22 protein-coding genes are annotated in these 25,244 nt (G+C 64.5%); 12 read left to right on the top strand and 10 right to left on the bottom strand.

Features of this window, described 5'->3' with window-relative positions; all coding sequences use genetic code 11:
• Positions 1-36: 36 nt before the first annotated feature.
• The 10 genes from rarD to ACEOAC_RS01450 all read right to left on the bottom strand — a co-directional run bounded on the left by rarD (position 37) and on the right by ACEOAC_RS01450 (position 10,923).
• Positions 37-933, bottom strand: coding sequence for an EamA family transporter RarD (gene rarD / locus ACEOAC_RS01495; protein ID WP_413443606.1), 897 nt, complete (start codon positions 931-933; stop codon positions 37-39).
• Positions 934-1,080: 147 nt separating this feature from the next.
• On the bottom strand, positions 1,081-1,596 hold the full coding sequence (locus ACEOAC_RS01490) for an ureidoglycolate lyase (protein WP_413443605.1): 516 nt from the start codon (positions 1,594-1,596) through the stop codon (positions 1,081-1,083).
• Positions 1,583-2,788 (bottom strand): amidase, encoded by a 1,206-nt coding sequence (locus ACEOAC_RS01485; protein WP_413443604.1) that lies wholly within the window; start codon positions 2,786-2,788, stop codon positions 1,583-1,585. The genes ACEOAC_RS01490 and ACEOAC_RS01485 overlap by 14 nt, the downstream gene beginning before the upstream one ends.
• 75 nt (positions 2,789-2,863) lie before the next feature.
• Positions 2,864-3,862 (bottom strand): ABC transporter ATP-binding protein, encoded by a 999-nt coding sequence (locus ACEOAC_RS01480; protein WP_413443603.1) that lies wholly within the window; start codon positions 3,860-3,862, stop codon positions 2,864-2,866.
• A complete protein-coding gene (locus ACEOAC_RS01475; protein WP_413443602.1) occupies positions 3,855-4,946 on the bottom strand; it encodes an ABC transporter ATP-binding protein in 1,092 nt (363 codons plus the stop codon). Before ACEOAC_RS01475 ends, ACEOAC_RS01480 begins: the two co-directional genes overlap by 8 nt.
• Positions 4,943-5,848 (bottom strand): ABC transporter permease, encoded by a 906-nt coding sequence (locus tag ACEOAC_RS01470; RefSeq protein ID WP_006464617.1) that lies wholly within the window; start codon positions 5,846-5,848, stop codon positions 4,943-4,945. The genes ACEOAC_RS01475 and ACEOAC_RS01470 overlap by 4 nt, the downstream gene beginning before the upstream one ends.
• A 1-nt stretch (position 5,849) precedes the next feature.
• On the bottom strand, positions 5,850-6,803 hold the full coding sequence (locus ACEOAC_RS01465; protein WP_006464618.1) for an ABC transporter permease: 954 nt from the start codon (positions 6,801-6,803) through the stop codon (positions 5,850-5,852).
• Between the two features lie 159 nt (positions 6,804-6,962).
• Positions 6,963-8,624 (bottom strand): ABC transporter substrate-binding protein, encoded by a 1,662-nt coding sequence (locus ACEOAC_RS01460; RefSeq protein WP_006464619.1) that lies wholly within the window; start codon positions 8,622-8,624, stop codon positions 6,963-6,965.
• Positions 8,625-8,721: 97 nt separating this feature from the next.
• Complete coding sequence (locus ACEOAC_RS01455) at positions 8,722-9,417, bottom strand: FadR/GntR family transcriptional regulator (protein ID WP_413443601.1); 696 nt, start codon at positions 9,415-9,417, stop codon at positions 8,722-8,724.
• Positions 9,418-9,699: 282 nt separating this feature from the next.
• Complete coding sequence (locus ACEOAC_RS01450; protein WP_413443600.1) at positions 9,700-10,923, bottom strand: Bcr/CflA family multidrug efflux MFS transporter; 1,224 nt, start codon at positions 10,921-10,923, stop codon at positions 9,700-9,702.
• Positions 10,924-11,391: 468 nt separating this feature from the next.
• Here ACEOAC_RS01450 and ACEOAC_RS01445 point away from each other — a divergent pair, with 468 nt between their 5' ends.
• From ACEOAC_RS01445 to ureC, 12 genes are all read left to right on the top strand, one after another.
• The gene (locus tag ACEOAC_RS01445) at positions 11,392-12,690 is read left to right on the top strand and encodes an ABC transporter substrate-binding protein (RefSeq protein ID WP_413443599.1); all 1,299 of its coding nucleotides are present in this window, start codon (positions 11,392-11,394) and stop codon (positions 12,688-12,690) included.
• Positions 12,691-12,712: 22 nt separating this feature from the next.
• Positions 12,713-14,434 carry a sensor domain-containing diguanylate cyclase gene (locus ACEOAC_RS01440; protein ID WP_006464623.1) on the top strand — a complete coding sequence of 574 codons (1,722 nt, stop codon included), beginning with the start codon at positions 12,713-12,715 and terminating at the stop codon, positions 14,432-14,434.
• A gap of 147 nt (positions 14,435-14,581) precedes the next feature.
• Positions 14,582-15,409, top strand: coding sequence for a ferritin-like domain-containing protein (locus tag ACEOAC_RS01435; protein WP_241812910.1), 828 nt, complete (start codon positions 14,582-14,584; stop codon positions 15,407-15,409).
• 416 nt (positions 15,410-15,825) lie between these two features.
• On the top strand, positions 15,826-17,079 hold the full coding sequence (urtA, locus tag ACEOAC_RS01430) for an urea ABC transporter substrate-binding protein (RefSeq protein ID WP_413443598.1): 1,254 nt from the start codon (positions 15,826-15,828) through the stop codon (positions 17,077-17,079).
• 239 nt (positions 17,080-17,318) lie between these two features.
• Positions 17,319-18,935, top strand: a complete 1,617-nt coding sequence (urtB, locus tag ACEOAC_RS01425) for an urea ABC transporter permease subunit UrtB (RefSeq protein WP_413443597.1) — start codon at positions 17,319-17,321, stop codon at positions 18,933-18,935.
• Positions 18,932-20,062, top strand: a complete 1,131-nt coding sequence (gene urtC / locus ACEOAC_RS01420; protein ID WP_102664132.1) for an urea ABC transporter permease subunit UrtC — start codon at positions 18,932-18,934, stop codon at positions 20,060-20,062. The genes urtB and urtC overlap by 4 nt, the downstream gene beginning before the upstream one ends.
• Entirely contained in the window at positions 20,059-20,940 is an 882-nt protein-coding gene (gene urtD, locus ACEOAC_RS01415; protein WP_182993374.1) for an urea ABC transporter ATP-binding protein UrtD, read from the top strand. Before urtC ends, urtD begins: the two co-directional genes overlap by 4 nt.
• Positions 20,941-20,958: 18 nt before the next feature.
• Entirely contained in the window at positions 20,959-21,657 is a 699-nt protein-coding gene (urtE, locus tag ACEOAC_RS01410) for an urea ABC transporter ATP-binding subunit UrtE (protein ID WP_102664130.1), read from the top strand.
• Positions 21,658-21,913: 256 nt separating this feature from the next.
• Positions 21,914-22,813: an urease accessory protein UreD gene (locus ACEOAC_RS01405; RefSeq protein WP_413443596.1), complete on the top strand. Its 900-nt coding sequence runs from the start codon at positions 21,914-21,916 to the stop codon at positions 22,811-22,813.
• 76 nt (positions 22,814-22,889) lie between these two features.
• A complete protein-coding gene (locus ACEOAC_RS01400) occupies positions 22,890-23,192 on the top strand; it encodes an urease subunit gamma (protein WP_017452803.1) in 303 nt (100 codons plus the stop codon).
• Between the two features lie 10 nt (positions 23,193-23,202).
• Positions 23,203-23,547 carry an urease subunit beta gene (locus ACEOAC_RS01395; protein WP_413443595.1) on the top strand — a complete coding sequence of 115 codons (345 nt, stop codon included), beginning with the start codon at positions 23,203-23,205 and terminating at the stop codon, positions 23,545-23,547.
• Entirely contained in the window at positions 23,544-25,244 is a 1,701-nt protein-coding gene (gene ureC, locus ACEOAC_RS01390; protein WP_413443594.1) for an urease subunit alpha, read from the top strand. The genes ACEOAC_RS01395 and ureC overlap by 4 nt, the downstream gene beginning before the upstream one ends.

Genomic DNA, 25,244 nt, shown 5'->3' with positions numbered 1-25,244 from the left:
TGAGTTGCCAGTAAGAGGGAAACGATGAGCCGGTGCTCAGGCGCTGCCGGCGCCGGGCTCGGTCGAGCTTTGTGCGCGGGAGCGCATGTAGCGCCACAAGCCTTCGGCGGAGTATACCGCGAGCGCCGCCCAGATCACGCAAAAGCCGATGGCGCGGGCGCCGGTGAAGGGTTCGCCGTAGATCAGCACCCCGCCCAGCAACTGGATGGTGGGCGAGATGTACTGCATCAGGCCCAGCATGGACAGCGGGATGCGGCGCGCACCATGGGCAAACAGCAACAGAGGTACCGCCGTGATGGGGCCGGACAGCACCAGCAGCACCTGGGCCGTGGTGGAGGCATGGGTAAAGGCATTGCTGTCGCGCACGGTATCGATGCCCAGCAACAGCAGCACCAGCGGCAGCATCAGCAGGGTTTCCAGCGACAGGCCTTCCAGCGGGCCCAGGTGGGCGGTCTTGCGCAGCAGGCCATAGAAGGCGAAGGACAGCGCGATCAGCAGCGAAATCCAGGGCAGCTTGCCGTTGGCGAAGGTCAGCCACAGCACCGCACCCAGCGCCAGCAGGACCGAGAGCCATTGCAGCGGGCGCATGCGCTCCTTGAGGATCAGGTAGCCCATGAAGACGCTCATCAGGGGGCTCATGAAGTAACCCAGGCTGGTATCGACGATGCGCCCGGCATTCACCGCCCAGACATACAGGGTCCAGTTGCCACTCAGCAGCAGTGCCGACAGCAGGCAACCGGCCACCACCCTTGGCTGACGCGCCACCTCCCCCAGCCAGCGCCACTGTCGCCGCCAGGCCAGCACACCCGCCAGGAACACGCAGGACCAGAACAGGCGCTGCACCACGATATCGAAGGAAGCAACCTCCTTCAACAACTTGAAGTAAAGCGGGAACAGGCCCCACAGGACGGAGGCGGCGACTGCGTGCAGCATGACGGTGACAGGAAAAAAGGAAGGCGGCCGCGACCAGCGCACATGACTACCAGGCGCAAGACTGATCGGGGCGGTGACAATCCGTCATTATTGCAGGATTCGCCTGGGGCGGCTTGCCCAGGCCCAACATGAGCCGCGTCAGCCGCATCAGCCCAACCGCACTTCCACGCGCGTGGTCATGGCCATGACCTGGCAATCCTCGCTGGCCGCTGCGCGCTCGATCACCAGCACGTCGGCTGCGCCCACCGTGATCAGGGGGTGATGCCAGACGCCGCGCCGCAGCGTCACGCCCTGGCCGGGCTCGATCATGAAGGCGACGATGGCGGCCTCGTCGGGGGTGTCGCCACTGCCGGCCAACACCGCCAGGCAGCGACTGGCCCCCAGCGGGATGAAGCTCTGGCTGCCCAGGCAATGGCGCTCGAAGGCGCGCAGGGGATAGGGCGCCCGGTGGGTCTGCGCGTCGGTGCGGAACAGGGCCACGCAGGCGCGCCCGTCCTGCTCCTGTACATCCAGCCGGGCCACGTCATCGAAACGTTGGGTGGTGCCGAAGTTGATCTCACGCCCGGCCTCGCCCGGCGCGATCAGGTCGCCGTAGGGCGCAAAGGCCCGTGCCGTCAGCGGTTGCGCCAGCACCACCCGCGGCGTGGACTCAGGCGCACTCATGCATCAGTCTCGCGGCATAGCGGATCAGGGAACGGTCGCTGCCGACCGGCGCGATCAGCGAAAAGCCGAAGGGTGCGCCATCCAGGCGCATCAGCGGCAAGGAGATCTGCGGGCAGCCCGACAGCCCGGCCAGGCAAAGCATGCGCACGGCCTGGTTGCGATAGTTTTCCAGGGACTGTTCGGAGTCGGTCAGCAGTGGCGCCACATCTGGCGCGCTGGGCAACAGCAGCACGCCATCCTGGCCCAGCAGGCGCTGGAAGACTTCGCGGAAGCCGGCGCGCACCGCACTATGCTGCTGCATCTGCTGCGGCGTGATGGTGGCCGACCAGGAGAATCGCTCGGCCACGCCCGGGCCGAGCTGGAAATCATGACGACGGATCTGCTCGCCATGGGCCTGCCAGGCTTCATAGCCCTGGATGTGGCGGAAGGCCCAGTACAGGGTATCGAAGGAAGGCGCGGCGGTCTTCACCGGTTGCGGGGTGCCGATCACGCCAGCCAGACGATCCAGCGTGTGCGAGAACACCTCCTGCACGCGGGGCTCCAGCAGGGCCAGCACGTCGGCCGCCACCATGGTGCGTGGCTGCTCGGGCAGGGGCGCGCTATCAGGGCCCAGCAAGACCTCGCCGGCGCGGCTGAACACCCCCATGTCGCGGGCGAACCAGCCGCAGGTGTCGAAGCTACTGGCCAGGTCCATGACCCCGGCCAGCGATACGCGCCCATGCGTAGGACGCAAGCCGATCAGGCCGCAATGGCTGGCCGGCACGCGCACCGAACCGCCGGTATCGGTCCCCAGTGCCAGATCGGCCAGGTCGTTGGAGACCGCCGAGGCCGAACCGGAACTGGAGCCACCGGGAATGCGATCGGGTGCACCGCCATTGCGCGGCGTGCCGAAGTGGGCGTTCTTGCCATTCATGGAGAAGGCCAGTTCATCGGTATAGACCTTGCCCACGAAATGGGCGCCGGCCTGCAGCAGTGCCTGCACTGCCGGCGCCGAAGAAGACTTGATGCCGGACATGGCCAGCATGTGCGGATTGCCGCAACCGGTGGGGTAGCCGGCCACATCGAAGATATCCTTCACGGCCAGGCGGACCCCGGCCAGCGGGCCGGCAGCGGCATTCTCCAGCGGCACGGGAGGATAGGGGACGAAACAGCGGGCGGAGACAGCAGCAGCGGCGTGGGCATCGGCGGTCATGCAAAGGTCCTTGTCAGGTCAGAGTGTTCGGGGTAGTCGGGATGGTCGGGATGCAGGGCAGGCAGTAGCCGGCAGTCAGGCGGCGAACTGTAGTTCCTGCGCACGCAGACAGCGTACCGCATGCTGCGCATCCAGTTTCAGCTCGGGGGGGTGCTGGTTCAGGCAATCCGGTCGGGCATGGGCGCAGCGTTCGGCGAAGGCACAGCCGGGCGGGAGATTGGCGAGATCCGGCGGCGCACCGGGAATGGTCTGCAGGCGCTGGCCCTTCTGCATGGCGCCATGACTGCGGCTTTGCAGCAGCGACATGGTGTAGGGATGGCGCGGCTGGGTCAGCAGCCGGGCGGCAGGTCCCTGTTCGACAATGCGACCGGCGTACATCACGGCGATGCGGTCGGCCACCTCGACGGCGGCGCCGATATCGTGCGTGACGAAGATGATCGACAAACCCAGCTCGCGCTGCAGTTCACGCAGCAACAGCAGGATCTGGATCTGCACCGTGGCATCCAGTGCGGTGGTGGGTTCATCGGCCAGCAAGACCTTGGGCGAGCACGACAGGGCCAGTGCGATCATGGCGCGCTGGCGCATGCCGCCCGACATCTCGTGCGGATAGGCATCCAGGCGGCGCTCCGGGCTGGGGATGCGCACCTTTTCGAACAGCGCCAGCGCCTGGGCGCGGGCCTCGGTCGCCGAGACCTTGCGATGGCGGCGGATGGTCTCGACGATCTGGGCGCCCACGGTATAGACCGGGTCCAGCGCCAGCAGCGGCTCCTGGAAGATCATGGCGACCGCATCGCCGCGCAGGGCCGAGAGCTCGCGCCCGTTCATGGCCAGCACGTCGCGGCCATCGACTTCCAGCCGGCCCTCGATGCGGGTGCGTGCTTCGGGGTGCAGGCGCATGATGGAGCGTAGCGTGACACTCTTGCCCGAACCGGACTCGCCGATCAGGGCCACCACCTCGCCCTCGGCCAGTTCCAGGTCCACGCCACTGACGGCACGGATGGTCTTGCCGGGCGCCTTGAAGCTCACGCGCAGATCCTGCAGGCGCACCATGGATTGCTTGCCTTGTTCAGCCATGTTGCGGCTCCTCGATGATCATGCCGGCCTCGAAGGCGGTGGCGTCGTAGCCACTGCCCGCTTCATAACGCAGGCAGGCCACGCCATGCCCGGGCGTCGCCTCGACGAAACTGGGAGCGCGCTGCTTGCAGACTTCCTGCGCGAACTGGCAGCGCGTATGGAAGCGGCAGCCGGAGGGCGGGTTGATGGGATTGGGTGGATCGCCCGCCAGCGGGGCTTCCTCGGTGCGGCGGGCAGGGTCCATGCTGGGCATGGACCGCAGCAGCGCCCGTGTGTAGGGATGGCGGGGCGCGTCAAACACCTGCTCGGCCGGACCGACCTCCACCACCTGGCCCAGGTACATGACCAGCACGCGGTCAGAGATGAAGCGCACCACGTTCAGGTCGTGGCTGATGAAGAGATAGGTCAGGCCGAACTCCTGCTTCAGGTCCAGCAGCAGGTTCAGCACCTGGGCCTCGACCGACTTGTCCAGGGCCGACACGGCTTCGTCCAGGATCACCAGGCGCGGCTCCAGGGCCAGGGCGCGGGCGATATTGACGCGCTGGCGCTGGCCACCGGAGAGTTCGTGCGGATAACGTCCGGCAAACCGCTCCGGCTGCAGGCCCACACGCGCCAGCAGGCTGCGGGCGCGGGCGATGGCCTGACGTGCCGGCAGGCCGTGCACGGTGGGCGCGAAGGCAATCGAATCCTCGATGGTCATGCGCGGGTTGAGCGAGGAATAACTGTCCTGGAACACCATCTGTGCCTGGCGCCGGAACTGGCGCAGGGGCAAGGCGCGCGAACCGACGGTCTGGCCGTCGAACACCAGCTCGCCGCTGTCCTGCTCAATCAGCTGCATCAGCACGCGGGCGGTGGTGGACTTGCCGCAGCCGGACTCGCCGACCACACCCAGGGTTTCGCCCTTCATGATGTCGAAGCTCACGCCATCGACGGCGCGCACGGCATTGGCCGGCCCCCGCTGGAAGGGCAGGCCCTGCTGTTTGAGCGGGAAGTGCTTGAGCAGCGCACGCACGCCCAGCAGCGGCTGGCGCGGGCCGCCGATGTCTTGCTTGTCCTCGCTCAGGAGATGGGCAGTCAGGCTCATTGTTTGACCTCCATGGCCGAACGCAGGCCGTCGGACAACAGGTTGAAGGAAATCGAAGTCACGAAGATGAAGGCACCCGGCAAGGCCGCCACCCAGGGCTGGGTATAGATGGCAGTGCGCAGGGTATTCAACATCAGGCCCCATTCCGGCTCGGGCGGCTTCACGCCCAGGCCGAGGAAGGACAGGCCCGAGGCCAGGATCATCGACACCGAGATCAGGCTGGTGGAGTACACGAAGATCGGTCCCAGCACATTGCCCAGCACATGCGCCCGTACGATGGTGAAGGCACCGGCCCCGGAGGCGCGTGCGGCATCGACATAGTCGCTGCGCCGCACCTGGGTGGTGACGCTCTCGGCGATGCGGGCGATCTGCGGCACGAAGACGATGGTCAGCGAGGTGAGCGCGTTGAAGATGCCCGCACCCAGGGCGCCGGACAGCGCGATGGCCAGCAGCACCGAGGGAAAGGCGTAGAGGATGTCGATGCTGCGCATGATGGCGGTATTGGTGAAACCGCCCGCATAACCGGCCAGGATGCCCAGGGCGCTGCCGATCACGAAGGCCAGCAGCACCGGCGTGATCCCCATGAACAGCGACAGTCGCCCGCCCAGCAGCAGGCGCGAGAACAGGTCACGTCCCAGTTCGTCGGTCCCCAGCAGGTGACCGGCGGTGCCGATGGGTTTCAGGCGCGCAAACATCGAGGTGGCGAAGGGATCACTGGGCATCACCCAGGGTGCGGCGACGGCGGCGAAGATCAGCAGCAGCAGGATGCCGGCGGCGATCATGGCACCGGGGTTGCGCACCAGGCGTGCGGCGACGTTGGCCCAGTGGCCGCGCGAGCGCCGCAGGGTAGCGTCCTGCGCGTCGGCAGTGTCGAGGGCGGAGACGGGGGTGGTGAGATTCATGTCAGGCTCGCTCGATACGGGGGTCGAAGATGGTTTGCAGGATATCCACCAGCAGGTTCAACGCGACGAAGAACAGGGCCAGCACCAGGATGCTTCCCTGCAGCAGCGGCAGGTCGCGCTGGAAGATCGCCTGGTTCAGCAGGAAGCCGGTGCCGGGCCAGGAAAACACGGTCTCGATCAGGATCGAGCCGCCCAGCAGGTAGCCGAGTTGCAGGCCCATCACGGCCAGCGCCGTGGGGGCGGCGTTCTTGACCACATGGCGCAGCACACCGGCATCGGACAGGCCGCGCGCCTTCAGGCCGACCACGAACTCCTGCGACAGGATGTCGGCCACCAGCGCCCGCACGGTGCGGGCGATGATGCCCATGGGGATGAAGGACATGGTGACGGCCGGCATGATCAGGTACTTCATGTGCTCCAGGTCCCACACCCACGCACCCGAACCATCGGGCCCGGCGCCGGTGGCGGGCAGCCACATCAGCTTGGACGAGAACACGATCACCAGCACCATGCCCAGCCAGTAGTGCGGGACCGAGACGCCCACCACCGAGATGAAGGACGCCAGCCGGTCGATCCAGGAATTGCGGAAGTAGCCCGCCACGAATCCGAACAGCGAACCGAAGACGAAACCGATCAGGGTGGCCACGGCGGCCAGCATGAAGGTATTGCCGACCGCCTTGAACACCTCGGCCGCCACCGGCCGGCCGGTGGCGATCGAACTGCCCAGGTCGCCATGCAGGGCGCGCCAGACCCAGCTCAGGAACTGCTCGGGATAGCTGCGGTTGAAGCCGTAGAGTTCCATCAACTGCTTTTGCAGGTCGGCCGAGGCATCCGGCGGCAGGATCGAGACCAGCGGATCACCCGGGGCGATATGGACCAGCATGAAACAGAGAAAGGCCACGCCCAGCATGATGGGCAGGGCGTAGAGGGTGCGTCGTATGAGGTAGGCGATCATGGCGGTTCCGGCGACGGGTCGGGATCAGCGGCACCAGCGCCGCAAACAAGGCAAGACAAGGGATGGTGCAGAAAACGTCAAGGTGCAAAAGACGTCAAAGTACGGGAAGCGTCAGCGGCGCCGGGTCGTGCAGGGTGGCGCCGCTGACGCGGTTCAGTCTCAGTCCATGCTCATGGTCGCGATATCGATGAACCAGCTTTGCGGCTGGACCACGCCCTTGACCTTGGCGGCGATGGCACGCGGACCGGTGTCGTGGGCCACCCAGACGAAGGGCGCCTCATCCACGATCTTGGCGTGCAACTGGGCCAGCAATGCATCACGTTGCTTGGGATCGAAGGTGGTGCGGGCCTTGGCGATCAGGGCGTCCACCTCCGGGTTGCTGTAGAAGCCCCAGTTGTTGGAGGTCGGCGGCGCAGCCTTGGTATCGACGAAACGCACCATGGCAAAGAACGGGTCCATCGAGGCGAAGCTGACGTTGATCGCATTGGCACCGTGCGCGCTCGGGTCCTTGGCGCCGATGCGCCAGTTGGTATAGAGCGTGTTCCACTCGATGACGTCGAACTGCACATCGAAGAAGCAATCCTTCAGGTTCTGCTGCATGAACTCGTTCATCGGCAGTGGTTGCATCTGGCCAGAGCCGGAGGCCGAGATCTGCACCTTCACCGTCAGAGGCTTGGCCGCCGAGTAGCCGGCTTCGCTCATGAGTTTCTTGCCGGCGGCAGGGTCGTACTTGATCTGGAAGCTGGGGTTGCCACGCCACGGGTGGCCGGGTTCCACGGTACCGGTGGCTTCACCCATGAGACCGCCCAGCAGCTGCTTCATGGCCGGACGGTTCACGCACAGGTTGGCAGCATGGCGCACGCGCTTGTCCAGCCAGGGCGAACCGGGGACGAAGGAGAGTTGCCACGGCCACACGTGCGGCTGCGGATTGGAATAGATCTTGAAGCCGCGTGCCTTGATGGCGTCCAGCGCGTCAGGCGCGGGGGCCTCGATCCAGTCCACCTGGCCCGACATCAGGGCGGCGGTGCGCGAGTTGGCCTCGGGCAGCGGCAGCATCACCACGCGATCGATCTTGGGGCGGCGCGCCGGGTCCCAGTAGCCGTCATTCTTGACCACTTCCAGGCGCTCGCGCGGGACGAACTTGGCCATGCGGAACGGGCCGGTGCCGGACGCATCAGCGGCAAAGGCGGCCCAGGCCTGCTTGGAGCGCTCGGCCTTGTCGGTCACCGAGGCCGGCACGGCGGCCAGCTTCTTGTCCCACTGCGCAGGCGAGGCCATGAACAGGTTGGTCAGGTTGATCGGCAGGAAGGAATCGGGCTCGGAGGTGGTCAGTTCCACGGTCAGGTCGTCGATCTTCTTGGCGCCGCGCAGGGTGGGCATGCGCGAGGCAGTCACGCCGACCTGGCTGGGATCGAACTGGGCGGCGTTCTTGTCCAGCACCTTGTTGACGTTCCAGACCACGGCATCGGCATTGAAGGCCGAGCCGTCATGGAATTTCACGCCGGGACGCAGCTTGAAGATCCACTTGGTCTTGTCCTTGGCATCGACCTGCCACGACAGGGCCAGGTCGGGAATCAGTTCACTGGCCTTGTCGGCCTTGGACAGATCCCATTGCGTCAGGCCGTCATACATGGGGATGCCGGTGAAACGGTTGCCCTCGAAGCCCTGGTCGGGCTGGCCCAGCGTGCGCGGGATGTCGCCGGCGGTCATGGCGATGCGCAACACCTTTTCGGCGTGGGCGGGCAAGGCAGCCAGGCTGGCAAAGGTGCCGAAGGCCAGGGTACAGGCCAGCGTCAGGGTAGCGGTCTTGGGAAATTTCATGGCAGTGCTTTCCTTGTTGAGGGACGACGATGGAAACGACAGATGAAACGCAAAGGACTCGATGGCGACCTTGCCAGGTGAGTGCGGTTGGCCGACATCAGGGCGGGGAAAAACCGAGACCGACCCGCTCGGCAGCATTGGCGATGTGTGCCTGCATCGCACGGCGCGCGCCCTCGATATCACCTGCCGAGATGGCAGCGGCGATGACGCGGTGCTCCACGGCGGGCGCCCAGATGCGTTCGCGATCGGCAAATGGCACGCGCAGGCTGTGGCTGATGGGACGTTCGAACTGGCGCACCACCTGGACAAAGGCGGGGTTGCCGGAGAGTTCGGCGACCAGTTGATGGAATTCCAGGTCGGCATGCGAAGCGCTGACCAGATCAAGATTCTTGAGCGCATCCTCGAAGCGGGCCTGGATGCCCCACAGGCGCGGCGTGGCATGGGCGGTGATGTGGCGCGCGGCCAGCGCGGCGGCCGCCGATTCGAGGACGTGGCGCAGCTGGAACACGGCCGCCAGATCCAGTTCGGGGGCGCTGCTGTCTTCCTCGCCCACGGAGGGTAGCGGCGGTGCGATGCGACCATCCTGGCGCTCGGTGACCAGGGTGCCCTTGCCAGGCACGGAGCGGATGAAGCCCAGCGCTTCCAGCATCGACAGGGCCTCACGCAGGGACGCGCGGCTGATGCCCATCGACTCGGCCAGCTCGCGCTGGCTGGGCAGCATCTCACCGGCGGCATAGGTGCCGCTGAGAATCTGGCGCTGCAAGGTCTGTGCTGCGATATTGGGCATGCTCATGGTGGCGTCCTCGGATTGGCCTGACTGGTCAGACCGCGAAGACCTCTACAGCAACGAGCGTGCCACCTTCCCCCGCGCAAGCCGCAAAGCCTTGTGCAACAAGGCCTTGGCAGGCATGCTGGGAAACCGCACAAGGGCCGGCGTGCCATGCACCATGAGCGCTATTGATGCAGTGACGCACCTCATGCGTGAAGTGTCATCCCGAAAATCGGGCAGGCCGCGCCCAAAAAAAGACCCGGCGCATGGCCGGGTTGCATGAGTACTGCCAGCAGGATCGCGGCCTTACTGGACCGCCGGTGTCACCGGCTCATGCTTGGCCACCAGGTGATACAGCAGGAAGGCGGCGATACCGCAGATGGCCATCACCGAGACCAGCGGCAAGGCGGTGCCGTCATGCCACAGGCTCATCACCACGCCGGACAACACCCCCATACCGAATTGCAGGGTCCCCATCAGCGCGGCCGCCGTGCCGGCCTGACGGCCCTGGTGCTTCAGTGCGATGGCGGTGGCGTTGGGGCCGGTGAAGCCGTAGGCGGTGAGGAAACCGAAGAAGCCGAACAGCAGCAGCGGCAGGCTTTCAAGACCCGCCAGCACCATCAGTACCACCAGCAGGGAGAGGCCGGCCGGCACCCACAGCACCTTGCCCAGCACGCGCTCGGCCGAGCGCTTGACCACCAGGCGTGCATTGATCTGCGAGGCGGCAATCAGGCCGATGGCATTGGAGGCAAACACGAAGCCGAAGTATTGCGGCTTGATGCCGTGCAATTCGATCACCACGAACGGGCCGCCGGCGATGTAGGCAAACATGCCGGCCTGCACCAGGCCACCACACAACACGTAGGACATGAACTGGCGATGCCGCAGCAGGCCCCAGTACTGGCGCAGCGTGCGTCCCAGGTGCAGCGGTTCGGCCCGGGTGACATCCACGGTTTCGGTCAGGTATTTGCGCGTACCTACCATGCACAGCAGCCCGAAGATGGTCAGCACCACGAAGATGCCGCGCCAGCTGGCGAAGACCAGCATCAGGCCACCGATGAAGGGAGCGAGGATGGGCGCCAGGCCAAACACCAGCATCAGCATCGAGAAGGCCTTGGCCGATCCTTCCGCGCCCATGCGGTCGCGCACCATGGCCCGCGGGATCACCATGCCGGCACTGCCGCCCAGGCCCTGGAACAGGCGCAGCACGATCAGGGTCTCGATGTTCTGGGCGAAGATGCACAGCAGCGAACAGACGAAGTACAGCGCGATACCGAAGAACAGCGGCGGCTTGCGCCCGAAGCGGTCGGACAATGGGCCATAGAACATCTGGCCCACCGCCAGGCCGATCAGGAAGGAGGCCAGGGTGAGCTGCACCAGATTGGTCCCCACACCCAGGTCCTGGGCGATGGCGGTGAAGCTGGGCAGGTACATGTCGATGGCCAGGGCGCCCATCGCGGTGAGCGCGGCCAGGACTGCCAGCCATGGAGGAAATTTGCCCGTCGAGAGCGATTGATCGTTGTTGTGCATGTGGAATTGTCGAGGCAGCCGCATTGCGCGCGAAGGCGTGGATCATTCGAAGTGAACCGCTGCGGCCTGATGGCGTGAGGGCCGTATTATAAAGTGCCGGCTTGCTTCCATCAGCGGACTGCATCAAGTAATGCGAGCTTGCCGCCAAGAAAAAACTGAGCCCGGACAATAAAATCAAACAGCGCTCGTGCAGGTTCGCACAAAAGCTGGCACACTCGTTCGCATCGTTTTCAGATCACGGGACTCCATGCAGGGAGCGGCAGGTAGGCGCAGTGCGAGCCTCACGCCGGCGATACGGTGCGGCACGTTGCTGTAGAACAAAAAAGATCTTTGCCGCAGGGGAAATCAATGCGTGGCCGATTTACGCCATCAATTACACGCGCGCCCGTCGGAAGCCGTCGTTCAATCGGCTGGCCGTCGGGCTTGACAGGACAGGTCCTTGCAGGCCTGCGACTCGTCATTGCAGGGGTGGCTGCCGCATTGCTGCTGGCCGCTTGCGGAGGCGGCGATGATGGCGCTGCCGAGCCGGCGTCCAGCCAGGCGGTCGATCGCGCCGAGTCGTCCGGACCGCTGGTGCTGACGGCACTGGTGTGGGCGCCGGACTGGTCGGAGGAAATGCATCGGGTGGCCGATGCATTTGTCCGCGATCATCCCGATGTGCGCATCGACCTGCAGTTCATGATCGGCAATTCCGTCGAGGAAAATCTCAAGCCCCGTGCGGCCACCGACAGCCTGCCCGACATCATCTCCGTCAACGCCAGCCCCTACACCGCCGAGCTGGCCGATCAGGGCATGCTGGCCGACCTCGGGCAGACACGCGCCTGGAACAATCTGCTGGACATCCTGCAACGCGAGTGGACCGCGCCGGGCGGCCGGCGCTACGGCATCCCCTCGGGTATCGCCACCACGCTGATCTACTACAACCGCGACATGTTCGAGCGCGCCGGCATCACCGCGCCGCCAACCGACTTCGAGGCCTTCCTGGCAACCGGTGCGACGCTGCGAAAGGCCGGCTTCACGCCGATGGCCTTATCAGGCGCTTTCCCCAACATGTTGGGCAATGGGCCGTTCAGCTATGGCTTTGCCAATGCCGTTGCGGCCAATGTCCCGGACTGGCGCGCCCGTATCGCCGATGGCAGCTTGCAGCTGGACAACCCGCAGGGCATTTCCATCTTCAGTCGCCTGCGTACGCTGGTGGAGCAGAAGATGGTCCAGGCCGACTGCCTGCGCGCCGGATACGATGCCACCCTGAACCAGTTTGCCGAGGGCCGTGTGGCGATGACCTTCCAGGGAACCTGGGCGGCAGGCATGCTGATGCATGGGCGCGGGATGCGGGTGGGCGTCTTCGTGCCACCGTGGAACGACAAGGGCCAGCCCATCAGGCCGGTCATCGGCAGCGAGACCGGTTTTGCCGTGGCCCAGGGCAGCAGCGCGCGGCACCGGGAAGTCGCGGCGCAGTTCCTGGATTTCCTGTATGGCCCGGGCATGAGCATCTGGCAGGGCAAGCGCCAGAACATCCCGCCCTTCCGCGTGATCGCAGGCGACGTCAAGGGCGACCGGGCGCTGTTTGCACTGGTGGACGAGATGACACGCGATGCGGCGCGCACCAATGCGCCCGGTCTGTACTACTCGCTGTTGCCGGTCAATACCATCGAGGTCTTGCACAAGCAGCTGCAGGCAGTCCTGGCGGGCAGCTCCATGCCGGCGCAGGCCGCGCGTGCAGTACAGGATTCCATCGCCGAACAGGCCGGCCTGGCGGGCAAGTGAGGCGGGAGACAGGATATGTTCCATGCATAGACGGCTAGACTTCCTCTCCCTGGGTTTCCTGCGCAGGATCGAGATCCGCTATCGGCTGATCAATTCCTTCATCCTGGTGTCGCTGGTGCCGCTGTTGATCTCGGGGCTGCTGGCCTACCGTGAGACCAGCCGCGCGACCCAGGACAAGGTGCGCGCCTACTCGGTGCAGGTAGCCCGGCAGATTTCACAGAACCTGCTGCTGCGCATGGAAAAGATCGAGGACACCAGCGAGGAACTGGCGCTCTCGGACAAGCTACAGCGCCTGCTGGGCGATTATTACAGCGGCCATGAGGCCGCCAGCGCGGCGGCCCGCAGCGGCGTAGCCCGGGTGCTGCTCGATACCTATGGGGCCTTGCCTGACGTCAACCAGAAATACCTGCTGGACCGGCGGCGCCAGGTCATCGATCCGCAGATCTTCGCGCCGCTGGCCGGCAGCATCAGCCGCGTGGCCGAAGAGGCCCCCGACCTGGGTGGGCGCGCCTGGTGGACGCTCTATCACGCTGGCCACGGCCAGAAGAGCGTGGCCATGCTGCGCGAGATCCGCTTTACCGGTAACAACCGCCCGGCCGGCTATCTGTTCGTGGGAGTGAGGCCGAGCTATTTCTTCAGCATCTTCGAGGGCGTGGAACTGGGCTATGACTCCAGCATCTTCATCGTCGACGCCAGCGACGGCACGGTGGTGGTGCAGGGGCGCGACGGCAGCGCCAGCACCGCCGATCCGGCCTTGCTGAGCGGCATCTCGGAAAGCCTGTCGCAACGGCGCACCAGCGACTTCATCGCCTATACCGGGCTGGACAAGACACGCTACTACGCCGCCATCGCCAAACTGCCACACTCGTCGTGGTGGGTGGTCAGTACCACGCCCAGTGACAAGCTCAACGCCGACACCCGTTCGGTACGCGACAAGATCATCGCCATCGGCCTGGGCTGCTTTGCGGTCTCGCTGCTGCTCTCGGCGCTGATCGCGCGCAGCATCAGCGTACCGCTGCAGCGGCTGGTCGGTGCCATGAAGGAAGCCGGCAGCGGCGATACCACGGTGCGGGTGGCGCAGGAAGGGGGCGACGAGATCGCCGTGCTCTCGCGCAAGTTCAATGAGATGGCCGGCAAGCTGCAGCAGAACAAGGAAGAACTGGAACAGCAGGTGGCGCTGCGCACGCACGAGCTGGAGCGCGCCAACCGGAAGCTGGAAGCGCTCTCGGCCACCGATGGGCTGACCGGCGTGGCCAATCGGCGACGCTTCGACGAGGTGCTGGTCAATGAGCTGCGGCGCTCGGTGCGCTCCGGTCATCCGCTGGCCTTGCTGATGCTGGACGTGGATTACTTCAAGAAATACAACGACCGTTATGGCCATGTGGCCGGCGACGAATGCCTGCGCATCGTGGCGCGGGTGCTGCAGAAGAGTTCACGCCGGGCGACCGATCTGGTGGCCCGCTACGGTGGCGAGGAGTTCAGCGTCATCATCGCCGAGAGCGATACCGCGCATGCCCTGCAGCAGGCCGAGAACATCTGCCAGGCCATCTTCGAACTGAAGCTGCCGCATGCCGATTCGCCCTCCGGCTACATCACCGCCAGCATCGGCGTGGCCGCCCTGCAGGCCGACGACAGCACCACCGCCGAGCAGGTGGTACGCATTGCCGACCAGGCGCTGTATCACGCCAAATACCAGGGCCGCAACCGGGTGGTGCTGGGCAGCGATGCCACACGCAACCTGTGAGTCCGACTCCTGCCTGCTGACAAAGCGCTGACGATGGAAGTCCCTTTGTAAAGTTTGATAAAGCGCGGCTATTCCGCCCTGAACCATTGACCGTGCGCTGCATCATACCGCTATGCCAACCCGTCACCCTTGAGAGAGGTATAGCAGATGAACCCGAGTCGCCAAGAAAAAAAACACTGGACCATCGAAGACATCGACCTGAACCGCATTGACCTGGAGCGCGTACGCCACGATGAAGACCTGTTCTATCTGGTCGCCTGTGCCTCCTTCGTGGAAAGCGGTTCGGACCTTTACACGCACAACCTGGTGGAATACTACAAGGGCGATGCCGAGGTCGAGAGCTGGCTGCGCGAACAATGGGAAAAGGAAGAACTGCAACACGGCGCGGCGCTGCGCGCCTATGTCGAACACGTCTGGCCGGAGTTCGACTGGCAGCGTGCCTATCAAAGCTTCCTCGACGAGTATTCCGGTTACTGCAAGGTCGAGCTGCTCGAACCCACCCGCGCCCAGGAGCTGGCGGCGCGCTGCGTGGTCGAGACCGGGACCTCCACCTACTACCGCGCCCTGGCGCGTGCCACGGACGAGCCGGTACTCAAGCACCTGGCGGGCCTGATCGCCACTGACGAGGTCAACCACTACAAGCACTTCTACCAGTACTTCCGCCGTTACCGCCGCCAGGAAAACATCGGCCGCTCGCGCGTCTTCGGCACCCTGAGCCGGCGTACGCTGGAACTCAAGAACGAGGACGCCGACTGCGCCATCCGCCATGTGGTGATGATGCACAAGCCGGAGCTGGCAGCCGACCCGGTGCGGCTCAAGGAACTGGCCTCGCGCATGAGCCGCACGGTGCGCGTGAATCTCAAACCCGAGACCACCATCAAGATGATCATGCGGCCGCTGGAGCTGCCGGTGGCGCTGCAGAACATGATCGAGTTTCCCCTGCGGCAATTCATGCAGCACGTGCTGTTGCGCTGAACGCCCTGCAATGGATGGTCCGGCTGCCGGGGCCGCAAGGAGCCCATGAAGTGCAGTACCCCGCATCCGGCCGGATCCCATTGTTAACAATCCTGACGGCCCGCCTGCTGCCCGGTGCGATCCTCTCCAAATCACGCCAAACCCGCCTGGGCTGGCGCCTGGCGACTTGCCCCAAGATCGGGCATCAAGAAGCGCCAGCTTGGTGAATATTGCCGTTGCACCATGACGCTGTCGACAATTGCGCTCGCCTTTGGTGCGCAAATCTGTTCCGGCTGACAACATTTCTCCCTCCTGCCGTCTCGTCCCGCCCCGCTTTGATGCAGGCCTGCGCCCGTGGCGCGCCATTGGCACGCATTCTGCTAAAGCGACTGGGCAGTGAAAAAAATCTTCCAAAACTTTTCTCGAGGGAGCACCACATGTCACGTCGTACCGTACTGAAAGCCACCGCACTGGGCGCATTCGCACTGGCCGCATCCTCCTGGCTGCCCTCCGCCTTCGCGGCCGACACCATCAAGGTCGGTATCCTGCACTCGCTGTCGGGCACCATGGCCATCTCCGAAACGTCCCTGAAGGACGTGGCCCTGATGACCATCGATGAAATCAACGCCGCCGGCGGCGTGATGGGCAAGAAGCTCGAACCCGTGGTGGTCGACCCGGCCTCGAACTGGCCGCTGTTCGCCGAAAAGGCCCGCCAGCTGATCTCGCAGGACAAGGTCTCGGTAGTGTTCGGCTGCTGGACTTCGGTGTCGCGCAAGTCGGTGCTGCCGGTCTTCAAGGAACTGAACAGCCTGCTGTTCTACCCGGTGCAGTACGAAGGTGAAGAACTGGAGAAGAACGTCTTCTACACCGGTGCTGCGCCCAACCAGCAGGCCATCCCTGCGGTCGAATACCTGATGTCCAAGGAAGGTGGCGGCGCCAAGCGCTTCGTGCTGCTGGGTACCGACTATGTCTACCCGCGCACCACCAACAAGATCCTGCGCGCCTTCCTGCACAGCAAGGGCGTGAAGGACTCCGACATCGACGAGGTCTATACCCCCTTCGGTCACTCCGACTACCAGACCATCGTGGCCAACATCAAGAAGTTCTCGGCCGGTGGCAAGACCGCTGTGATCTCGACCATCAACGGCGACTCCAACGTGCCCTTCTACAAGGAACTGGGCAACGCCGGCCTGAAGGCGACCGACGTACCGGTGGTGGCGTTCTCCGTGGGTGAAGAAGAACTGCGCGGCGTGGATACCAAGCCGCTGGTGGGCCACCTGGCCGCCTGGAACTACTTCGAGTCGGTGAAGAATCCGGTCAACACCGCCTTCATCAAGAAGTGGAAGGAATACGCCAAGGCCAAGAACCTGCCCAATGCTGATACCGTCGTGACCAACGACCCGATGGAAGCCACCTACGTGGGTATCCACATGTGGGCACAGGCCGTGGAAAAGGCCAAGTCCACCGACACCGACAAGGTGATCGCCGCCATGGGTGGCCAGACCTACAAGGCACCGTCGGGCTACACGCTGGAAATGGACAAGACCAACCACCACCTGCACAAGCCCGTGATGATCGGCGAAATCAAGGCCGACGGTCAGTTCAACGTGGTCTACAAGACCAAGACCACCATCCGCGCGCAACCGTGGAGCCCGTATATCCCGGGTAACGAAGGCAAGCAGAAGAACTAAGCTTGTTGTAGTTGCAAGGCGTTCTTTCGGAGCGCCTTCGATACGCCGCGTTGCGGCTACTCAGTCCGAACGGGTCTTTGTTGCACAACCCACGGACCGTTCGACCTGAGTAGCCGCGTGCGCGGCGTATCGAAGGCGCTCCAACCGCCGCACGTTCCTCCCTCCACAAGAAGAACGCCCGACGATGCGCATCGGCCACGGCTTCGTGTCCGGCTCGCGCTTCGAGGCGCACACCGATCATGAAACCAGCCATCCAGTTCCTACGCGGGCTCCTCGCGACCTGGCTTTGCGTCCACGCCCTGACAGCGGGCGCGGCCATCGCACCGGACCTGCTCAAGCCCCTTGGCGGAGACGACCCCGACGCGCGCATCGCCGCCGTCAACCAGATCGCGGCGCTGGCCAACGACGACGCCCTCAAGATTCTCAATGCCTTGAACAGCGACGCGCTCTATGTCACCCCTGCCGGTGACGTGCTCATCGTCGATGATGCCGGCAAGGCCTTCAACCCCGCCACCGACCAGAGCGGCCCGGCACCCGATGATGCCGAGGGCATCACCGTCAACAACCGCCTGCGTGGCGCCGTCGATGGCGCCCTGTCGGGCTTGAAGCTGCTCTCGCCGCAACGCGACCAGCGCCTGGCCGCCGCCAGCGAACTGCTGAAGAATGCCGATCCGGCGCAGATCCCGCTGATCGAAAAGGCGCTGGCCAAGGAAAGCGATCCCCAGATCAAGGACGTGCTGCTGCAGGTACAGGCCACTGCCAACCTGCATGCCACCGACCCGGCCGCGCGCCGTGCTGCGGTGAAGACGCTGGCCGAGACCACCAATGCCTCACTGAAGCCGGCGCTGGAAAACATGCTGGCCAAGAATCCCGACGGCTCCTATGTCGAACCCGATGAAGGCGTGCGGGTGGAAGCCGTGCGTACCCTGTCGGCGCTGGACCGCCACCTGGCCATCGTGGACTTCGCCGGCAAGCTGTTCTATGGCATCTCGCTGGGCAGCGTACTGCTGCTGGCCGCGCTGGGCCTGGCCATCACCTTCGGTCTGATGGGCATCATCAACATGGCCCACGGTGAATTGCTGATGATCGGCGCCTACACCACCTATGTGTGCCAGCTGGTGTTCCGCAAGTTCTTCCCGGGTGCCATCGATGCCTATCTGGTGGTGGCCCTGCCGGCGGCCTTCATCGTCGCCGCGGCCGTCGGTATCGCGCTGGAACGGCTGGTGATCCGCTGGCTCTATGGCCGTCCGCTGGAGACCCTGCTCTGCACCTGGGGCATCAGCCTGATGCTCATGCAAGGCGTGCGCTCCATCTTCGGCGCACAGAACGTGGAAGTGGCCAACCCGAGCTGGATGTCGGGCGGGGTCACCGTGTTGGGCTCGCTGGTACTGTCCTATAACCGCATCGTGATCGTGTTCTTTGCGCTGTTCGTAGTGTTTGCGGTGTGGCTGATCCTGAACAAGACCCGCCTGGGCCTGTTCGTGCGCGCCGTCACGCAGAACCGCCGTATGGCCGATTGCGTGGGCGTGTCCACCGGCAAGATCGACATGATGACCTTCGGCCTGGGCTGCGGCATCGCCGGTCTCGGTGGCGTGGCGCTCTCGCAGCTGGGCAACGTCGGCCCCGACCTGGGCCAGGGCTATATCGTGGACTCCTTCATGGTGGTGGTGCTGGGTGGCGTGGGCCAACTGGCCGGTACCGTGATCGCCGCCTTCGGCCTGGGCGAAGTCAACAAGTTCCTGGAGCCGATGGCCGGCGCCGTGCTGGCCAAGATCGCCATCCTGGTCTTCATCATCGTATTCATCCAGAAGCGTCCGCAAGGTCTCTTCGCACTCAAGGGAAGGAGCGTCGAATGAGCACTATGATCATGCGCCCCTCGCTGTTCAATCGCCCGGCCTGGGCCGGGATCGTCATCTGCACCGTGGTATTGGCGCTGCTGCCGATCTGCAACCTGCTGTTCCCGGCGGACAGCAGCCTGCACGTGTCGTCCTATACCATCGCGCTGGTCGGCAAGTTCATGTGCTACGCCATGGCGGCGCTGGCGCTGGACCTGGTCTGGGGTTACACCGGCATCCTGTCGCTGGGCCATGGCGTGTTCTTCGCGCTGGGTGGTTACGCGCATGGCATGTACCTGATGCGCGCCATCGGCCGTGACGGCGTCTATCAAAGCGACCTGCCGGACTTCATGGTGTTCCTGAACTGGAAGGCCTATCCCTGGTACTGGTGGATGACGGACCATTTCTGGTTCTCCATGCTGCTGGTGGTGCTGGTGCCGGGTCTGCTGGCCTTCGTGTTCGGGTACTTCGCGTTCCGCTCGCGTATCAAGGGGGTGTATTTCTCCATCATCACGCAGGCCATGACCTTCGCCTTCATGTTGCTATTCTTCCGCAACGATACCGGCTTCGGCGGCAACAACGGCTTTACCGACTTCAAGCGCATCCTGGGCTTCACCATTACCGCACCGTCCACCAAGGCAGTGCTGTACCTGGTGACGCTGGCACTGCTGGTGGGCGCACTGCTGGTCTGTCGCATGATCGTCACCTCCAAGCTGGGCCGGGTGCTGCAGGGCGTGCGCGATTCCGAATCGCGCCTCATGTTCATCGGCTACAACCCGCTGTGGTTCAAGCTCTTCGTGTGGACGCTGTCGGCCGTGATCTGCGGTATCGCCGGGGCGCTGTACGTGCCGCAGGTGGGCATCATCAATCCGTCCGAGATGTCGCCGGCCAACTCCATCGAGATGGTGATCTGGGCCGCCGTCGGTGGCCGTGGCACGCTGATCGGCCCCATCATCGGCGCCTTCACCGTCAATGGCCTGAAGAGCTGGTTCACCGCAGCCTTCCCCGACCTGTGGCTGTATGCGCTGGGCCTGATCTTCATCCTGGTGACGCTGTTCCTGCCGCAGGGCATCCTGGGACTGGTACAGAAACTCAAGAAACGCGCTGCCTCGCCAGCTGAAGCGAGCGCATCCAAGGAGGCCGCATGAGCGCCATCGAACCCGGCAAGAGCATGGGCAAAAACGCTGTCGCCATCGGCGGCCTGGGCGGCAATGTCGATACGCCCCGCGCCGACCATGGCACGTCCTACGATCGCATCAAACCCGAGGGCGTCGATACCACCCACGGGGCCATCCTCTACCTGGAAAACATCACGGTGTCCTTCGATGGTTTCAAGGCCATCAACAACCTGAACCTGGATATCTCGGTGGGCGAGCTGCGCTGCATCATCGGGCCCAATGGCGCTGGCAAGACCACGATGATGGATGTCATCACAGGCAAGACCCGGCCCACCGCCGGCACCGCCTTCTTCGGCCAGACCATCGACCTGACCAAGATGACCGAATATGAAATCGCGCACGCCGGCATCGGCCGCAAGTTCCAGCGTCCTACCGTGTTCGAGCAGCACACCGTGTTCGAGAACCTGGAACTGGCGATGAAGATGGACAAGCGTGTGAAGACCACGCTCTTTGCGCGCCTGTCGTCGGAGCAGATCGGCAAGATCGAGGAAATCCTCAAGCTGATCCGCCTGAACGGCCAGGAGCATCGTCTGGCCGGCTTGCTCTCGCACGGCCAGAAGCAGTGGCTGGAGATCGGTATGCTGCTGATGCAGGAGCCGCAACTGCTGTTGCTGGATGAACCGGTGGCCGGCATGTCCGACGCCGAGACGGCGCGCACGGCAGAGCTCTTGAACGAGCTGCGCGGCAAGCATTCCATCATGGTGGTGGAACACGACATGGGCTTCGTCGAAGAGATTGCCCAGGGTGGCAAGGTGACCGTGCTGCACGAGGGATCGGTACTGGCCGAGGGCGACATGCGCCAGGTGCAATCCAACGAGCGTGTCATCGAAGTTTACCTGGGACGATAAGAGCGGAGACCATCATCCATGCTGCAAGTCAATGAACTGAACCAGTACTACGGCGCCGCGCATACGCTGCGCGGTGTCTCGCTCGACGTGCAGAAGGGCCGCGTGCTCTCGCTGCTGGGCCGCAACGGCGTGGGCAAGACCACGCTGCTGAAATGCCTGATGGGGGTGCTGCCGGTGGCCCGTGGCAATGTCATGTTCGAGGGCCACGACATCACCAAACTGAAGCCCCACCAGCGCGCCCGGCTGGGCATCGCCTACGTGCCGCAGGGGCGCGAGATCTTCGCGCGCCTGACGGTGGAAGAGAACATGCTCATGGGCATGGCCACGCTGTCGGGTCGTCGTGCCTCCAGCATCAAGGGCGAGGTCTATGAACTCTTCCCGGTGCTGAAGGAAATGCTGCACCGTCGCGGCGGTGACCTCTCCGGCGGTCAGCAGCAACAGCTGGCAATTGCCCGGGCGCTGCTGGCCGAGCCCAAGCTGATCATCCTGGATGAGCCGACCGAGGGCATCCAGCCCTCCATCATCAAGGATATCGGGCGCGTCATCAGCCTGCTGCGCCAGCGCGGCGATATCGGCATCCTGCTGTGCGAGCAATACTTCGACTTCGCCCGCGAGCTGGCCGATACCTTCGTGGTCATGTCGCGTGGCGAGGTGGTCGCGGCCGGTACGCAGGACCAGATGGATGGCGAGGATGTGAGGAAGCATCTGGCGGTCTGAAGTGCCTCAGCTGTCTGAGAAGCCCCGTCCACCAGATACCGTTCGGACTGAGTAGCCGCAAAGCGGCGTATCGAAGGCGCGCCCGCGTTGACAAGCAGGTCAGCGCCTTCGATACGACCCTGCAGGTCTACTCAGTCCGAACGGGGAGCGATGCACGAGACGAAGCTGCGCATTTGCGGCGGGTCTGCTATAAAGTCGCATGTTCGCGGCCGGCAGACCCGGCGCACGCTGCCCACCACGCAATGAAGAACCAGGTATGAAACGATTCCCCGGCCATCCGGAACCCGCCAGCATGCCGGCCCCTGCGACGCCGGGCGCGCCCCTGCGGCATGCGCCGGACCAGGCACGCCTGACGCTGGGCTTTGCCGACGATGGCGGCACCACGCGCCTGCTGCGACGCCAGCACTTCGGCCCCTTGCGCGTGCAGAAACCGCTCTACCCCGAAGACCCTTCCATCTGCCATGCCATCATCGTCCATCCCCCGGGCGGGATCGTGGGCGGCGACCAGCTCTCCATCACGGCTGAGGTGGGTGAACGTGCCCATGCCCTGCTGACCACGCCGGGTGCCGGCAAGTGGTATCGCGCCAACGGCCAGCATTCGCGCCAGGTGGTGCGCCTGGACGCCGGCGCAGGTGCGACGCTGGAATGGCTGCCCCAGGAAACCATCTTCTTCGATGGCGCCGATGTGCGCATGGAACACGAGGTGACGCTGGCGGCCGACGCCGCTTACCTGGGTGCGGAGATTCTCTGCTTTGGCCGCACCGCCTCCGGCGAAACCTTCAACACCGGCGCGGTGAGCCAGCGCACCAGCATCCGCCGTGGCGGCAAGCTGGTCTGGTTCGAGCAAGGCCGCCTGCAGGCTGAGGCGGGCGCCATGCAGGGACCGCTGGCACTGGACGGACAGACCATCTGCGGTACCCTGATCGCCGTGGGTGATGGCATGGATGCCGCCCTGCTGGGCCGCCTGCGCGAGACCATCGGCGCGCTGCAACTGGACGGGCGCAGCGGCGCCACCCTGATGAAGCAGGTGCTGATCGCCCGCTACATGGGCCAATCCAGCCTGGTGGCGCGACAATGGCTGCATACGGCCTGGCAGGTGCTGCGACCTGCGGTCACCGGCAGGGAAGCGGCGATCCCACGCATCTGGAATACCTGAGCTGCATCGTAGAAACTGCATCAAGCAACGAGCAAAGTCATAGAAACTGAAGGCCGCCAGCCGGCCGGGAGCCAACATGGAACTGACACCAAGAGAAAAAGACAAGCTGTTGATCTTCACCGCCGCGCTGCTGGCCGAACGCCGCAAGGCGCGTGGCCTGAAGCTCAACTATCCGGAGGCGGTGGCGCTGATCACGGCCGCCATCATGGAAGGCGCACGCGACGGCAAGACCGTGGCCGAGCTGATGTCCGAGGGCACCACCATCCTTACCCGCAACGATGTGATGGAAGGCGTGCCGGAGATGATCCCCGACATCCAGGTCGAAGCCACCTTCCCCGACGGCAGCAAGCTGGTCACCGTCCACCATCCGATTCCTTGAGGAGCGCGTCATGATTCCAGGCGAAATGCTGGTCGAACCCGGCGACATCGAACTCAATAGCGGCCGTCCCACGGCCACCGTGACGGTGGCCAACAGCGGCGACCGGCCGATCCAGGTGGGTTCCCACTTCCATTTCTACGAAACCAATCCGGCGCTGCGCTTCGAGCGCTCCGTGGCCTATGGCATGCGCCTGAACATCGCCGCCGGCACGGCAGTGCGCTTCGAGCCGGGCCAGGAGCGCACGGTGGAACTGGTAGCGCTGGCGGGGGACCGCCGCGTCTATGGTTTCAATGCACTGGTGATGGGCAAGCTGAAAGCCAATGTCGGCACGGAGAAGAAGGGACAGACCAAATGAGCAAGATTTCCCGCTCGGCCTATGCCGAGATGTTCGGCCCCACCGTCGGCGACCGCGTGCGCCTGGCCGATACCGCGCTGTTCCTGGAGGTGGAGAAGGACTATACGATCTATGGCGAGGAAGTGAAATTCGGCGGTGGCAAGGTGATCCGCGATGGCATGGGCCAATCGCAGCGCGCCCACGCCGACGTGATGGACACCGTCATCACCAATGCGCTCATCGTCGATCACTGGGGCATCGTCAAGGCTGACATCGGCATCAAGTCGGGCAAGATTGCCGGCATCGGCAAGGCCGGCAATCCGGACATCCAGCCCGGTGTGACCATGGCCATCGGCGGCGCGACCGAGATCATTGCCGGTGAAGGCATGATCGTCACCGCCGGCGGCATCGACAGCCACATCCACTTCATCTGTCCGCAGCAGATCGAGGAAGCGCTGATGAGCGGCGTGACCACCATGCTGGGTGGCGGCACCGGTCCGGCCGTGGGCACGGCGGCGACCACCTGCACGCCCGGCCCCTGGCACATCCATTCGATGCTGGCAGCGGCCGATGCCTTCCCGATGAACCTGGGCTTCCTGGGCAAGGGCAACGTCAGCCTGCCGCTGCCGCTGGAAGAACAGATCCGCGCCGGTGCCATCGGCCTGAAACTGCACGAGGACTGGGGCTCCACGCCGGCCGCCATCGACAACTGTCTGACGGTGGCCGACCGCATGGATATCCAGGTGGCCATCCACACCGATACCCTGAACGAAGGCGGCTTCCTGGAGCACACCCTGGCGGCCTTCAAGGACCGTACCATCCACACCTTCCACACCGAAGGCGCGGGTGGTGGCCACGCACCGGACATCATTGCGGCCGTGGGCGAGGGCAACGTGCTGCCGTCCTCCACCAACCCGACGCGCCCGTTCACGGTCAATACGCTGGACGAGCACCTGGACATGCTGATGCTCTGCCATCACCTGGACCCGGCCATTGCCGAGGATATCGCCTTCGCCGAATCGCGCATCCGCCGCGAGACGATTGCGGCCGAGGATATCCTGCATGACATCGGTGCGATCTCGATGATGTCCTCCGACTCCCAGGCCATGGGCCGCGTGGGCGAGGTGATCCTGCGCACCTGGCAGACCGCGCACAAGATGAAGGTGCAGCGCGGTTCGCTGAAGGAAGATACCTCGCGCAACGACAACTTCCGCATCAAGCGCTACATCGCCAAGTACACCATCAACCCGGCCATCACCCACGGCATCTCGCACGTAGTGGGTTCGCTGGATGTGGGCAAGATCGCCGACATCGTGCTGTGGAAGCCGGCCTTCTTCGGTGCCAAGCCCTCGATGATCTTGAAGAGCGGCATGATCGCGGCGGCCCAGATGGGTGACCCGAATGCCTCCATCCCGACGCCGCAGCCGGTGCATTACCGGATGATGTTCGGCGCCTATGGAGGGGGCTTGAAGACGTCCATGACCTTCGTTTCGCAGGCTGCCTTCGATGCCGGTATCGGCGAACAACTGAAGCTCAACAAGCCGGTAGTGGCGGTGAAGAACATGCGCAACCTGCGCAAGCGCGACATGATCCACAACGGTGCCACACCGAAGATGGAAGTCGATGCCGAGACCTATGAAGTGCGCGCCGATGGCGAGCTGCTGGTGTGCGAGCCGGCGGTGTCGCTGCCACTGGCGCAGCGTTATTTCCTGTTCTGA

Origin of the sequence: Herbaspirillum frisingense (assembly GCF_047325095.1) — a bacterium.
Taxonomy (GTDB): Bacteria; Pseudomonadota; Gammaproteobacteria; order Burkholderiales; family Burkholderiaceae_D; genus Herbaspirillum; species Herbaspirillum frisingense.
Note: the sequence above shows the minus strand (reverse complement) of the source record. Positions and strands in the feature narration are given on the sequence as shown.

Coding starts and splice junctions, on each gene's coding strand:
- ACEOAC_RS01455 (WP_413443601.1), bottom strand. CDS start 9,417: ATGAGCATGCCCAATATCGCAGCACAGACCTTGCAGCGCCAGATTCTC.
- ACEOAC_RS01450 (WP_413443600.1), bottom strand. CDS start 10,923: ATGCACAACAACGATCAATCGCTCTCGACGGGCAAATTTCCTCCATGG.
- rarD (WP_413443606.1), bottom strand. CDS start 933: ATGCTGCACGCAGTCGCCGCCTCCGTCCTGTGGGGCCTGTTCCCGCTT.
- ACEOAC_RS01465 (WP_006464618.1), bottom strand. CDS start 6,803: ATGATCGCCTACCTCATACGACGCACCCTCTACGCCCTGCCCATCATG.
- ACEOAC_RS01435 (WP_241812910.1), top strand. CDS start 14,582: ATGAACCCGAGTCGCCAAGAAAAAAAACACTGGACCATCGAAGACATC.
- urtE (WP_102664130.1), top strand. CDS start 20,959: ATGCTGCAAGTCAATGAACTGAACCAGTACTACGGCGCCGCGCATACG.
- ACEOAC_RS01490 (WP_413443605.1), bottom strand. CDS start 1,596: ATGAGTGCGCCTGAGTCCACGCCGCGGGTGGTGCTGGCGCAACCGCTG.
- ACEOAC_RS01475 (WP_413443602.1), bottom strand. CDS start 4,946: ATGAGCCTGACTGCCCATCTCCTGAGCGAGGACAAGCAAGACATCGGC.
- ACEOAC_RS01395 (WP_413443595.1), top strand. CDS start 23,203: ATGATTCCAGGCGAAATGCTGGTCGAACCCGGCGACATCGAACTCAAT.
- ACEOAC_RS01460 (WP_006464619.1), bottom strand. CDS start 8,624: ATGAAATTTCCCAAGACCGCTACCCTGACGCTGGCCTGTACCCTGGCC.
- ureC (WP_413443594.1), top strand. CDS start 23,544: ATGAGCAAGATTTCCCGCTCGGCCTATGCCGAGATGTTCGGCCCCACC.
- ACEOAC_RS01485 (WP_413443604.1), bottom strand. CDS start 2,788: ATGACCGCCGATGCCCACGCCGCTGCTGCTGTCTCCGCCCGCTGTTTC.
- ACEOAC_RS01405 (WP_413443596.1), top strand. CDS start 21,914: ATGAAACGATTCCCCGGCCATCCGGAACCCGCCAGCATGCCGGCCCCT.
- ACEOAC_RS01470 (WP_006464617.1), bottom strand. CDS start 5,848: ATGAATCTCACCACCCCCGTCTCCGCCCTCGACACTGCCGACGCGCAG.
- ACEOAC_RS01440 (WP_006464623.1), top strand. CDS start 12,713: ATGCATAGACGGCTAGACTTCCTCTCCCTGGGTTTCCTGCGCAGGATC.
- urtA (WP_413443598.1), top strand. CDS start 15,826: ATGTCACGTCGTACCGTACTGAAAGCCACCGCACTGGGCGCATTCGCA.
- ACEOAC_RS01480 (WP_413443603.1), bottom strand. CDS start 3,862: ATGGCTGAACAAGGCAAGCAATCCATGGTGCGCCTGCAGGATCTGCGC.
- urtC (WP_102664132.1), top strand. CDS start 18,932: ATGAGCACTATGATCATGCGCCCCTCGCTGTTCAATCGCCCGGCCTGG.
- urtD (WP_182993374.1), top strand. CDS start 20,059: ATGAGCGCCATCGAACCCGGCAAGAGCATGGGCAAAAACGCTGTCGCC.
- ACEOAC_RS01400 (WP_017452803.1), top strand. CDS start 22,890: ATGGAACTGACACCAAGAGAAAAAGACAAGCTGTTGATCTTCACCGCC.
- urtB (WP_413443597.1), top strand. CDS start 17,319: ATGAAACCAGCCATCCAGTTCCTACGCGGGCTCCTCGCGACCTGGCTT.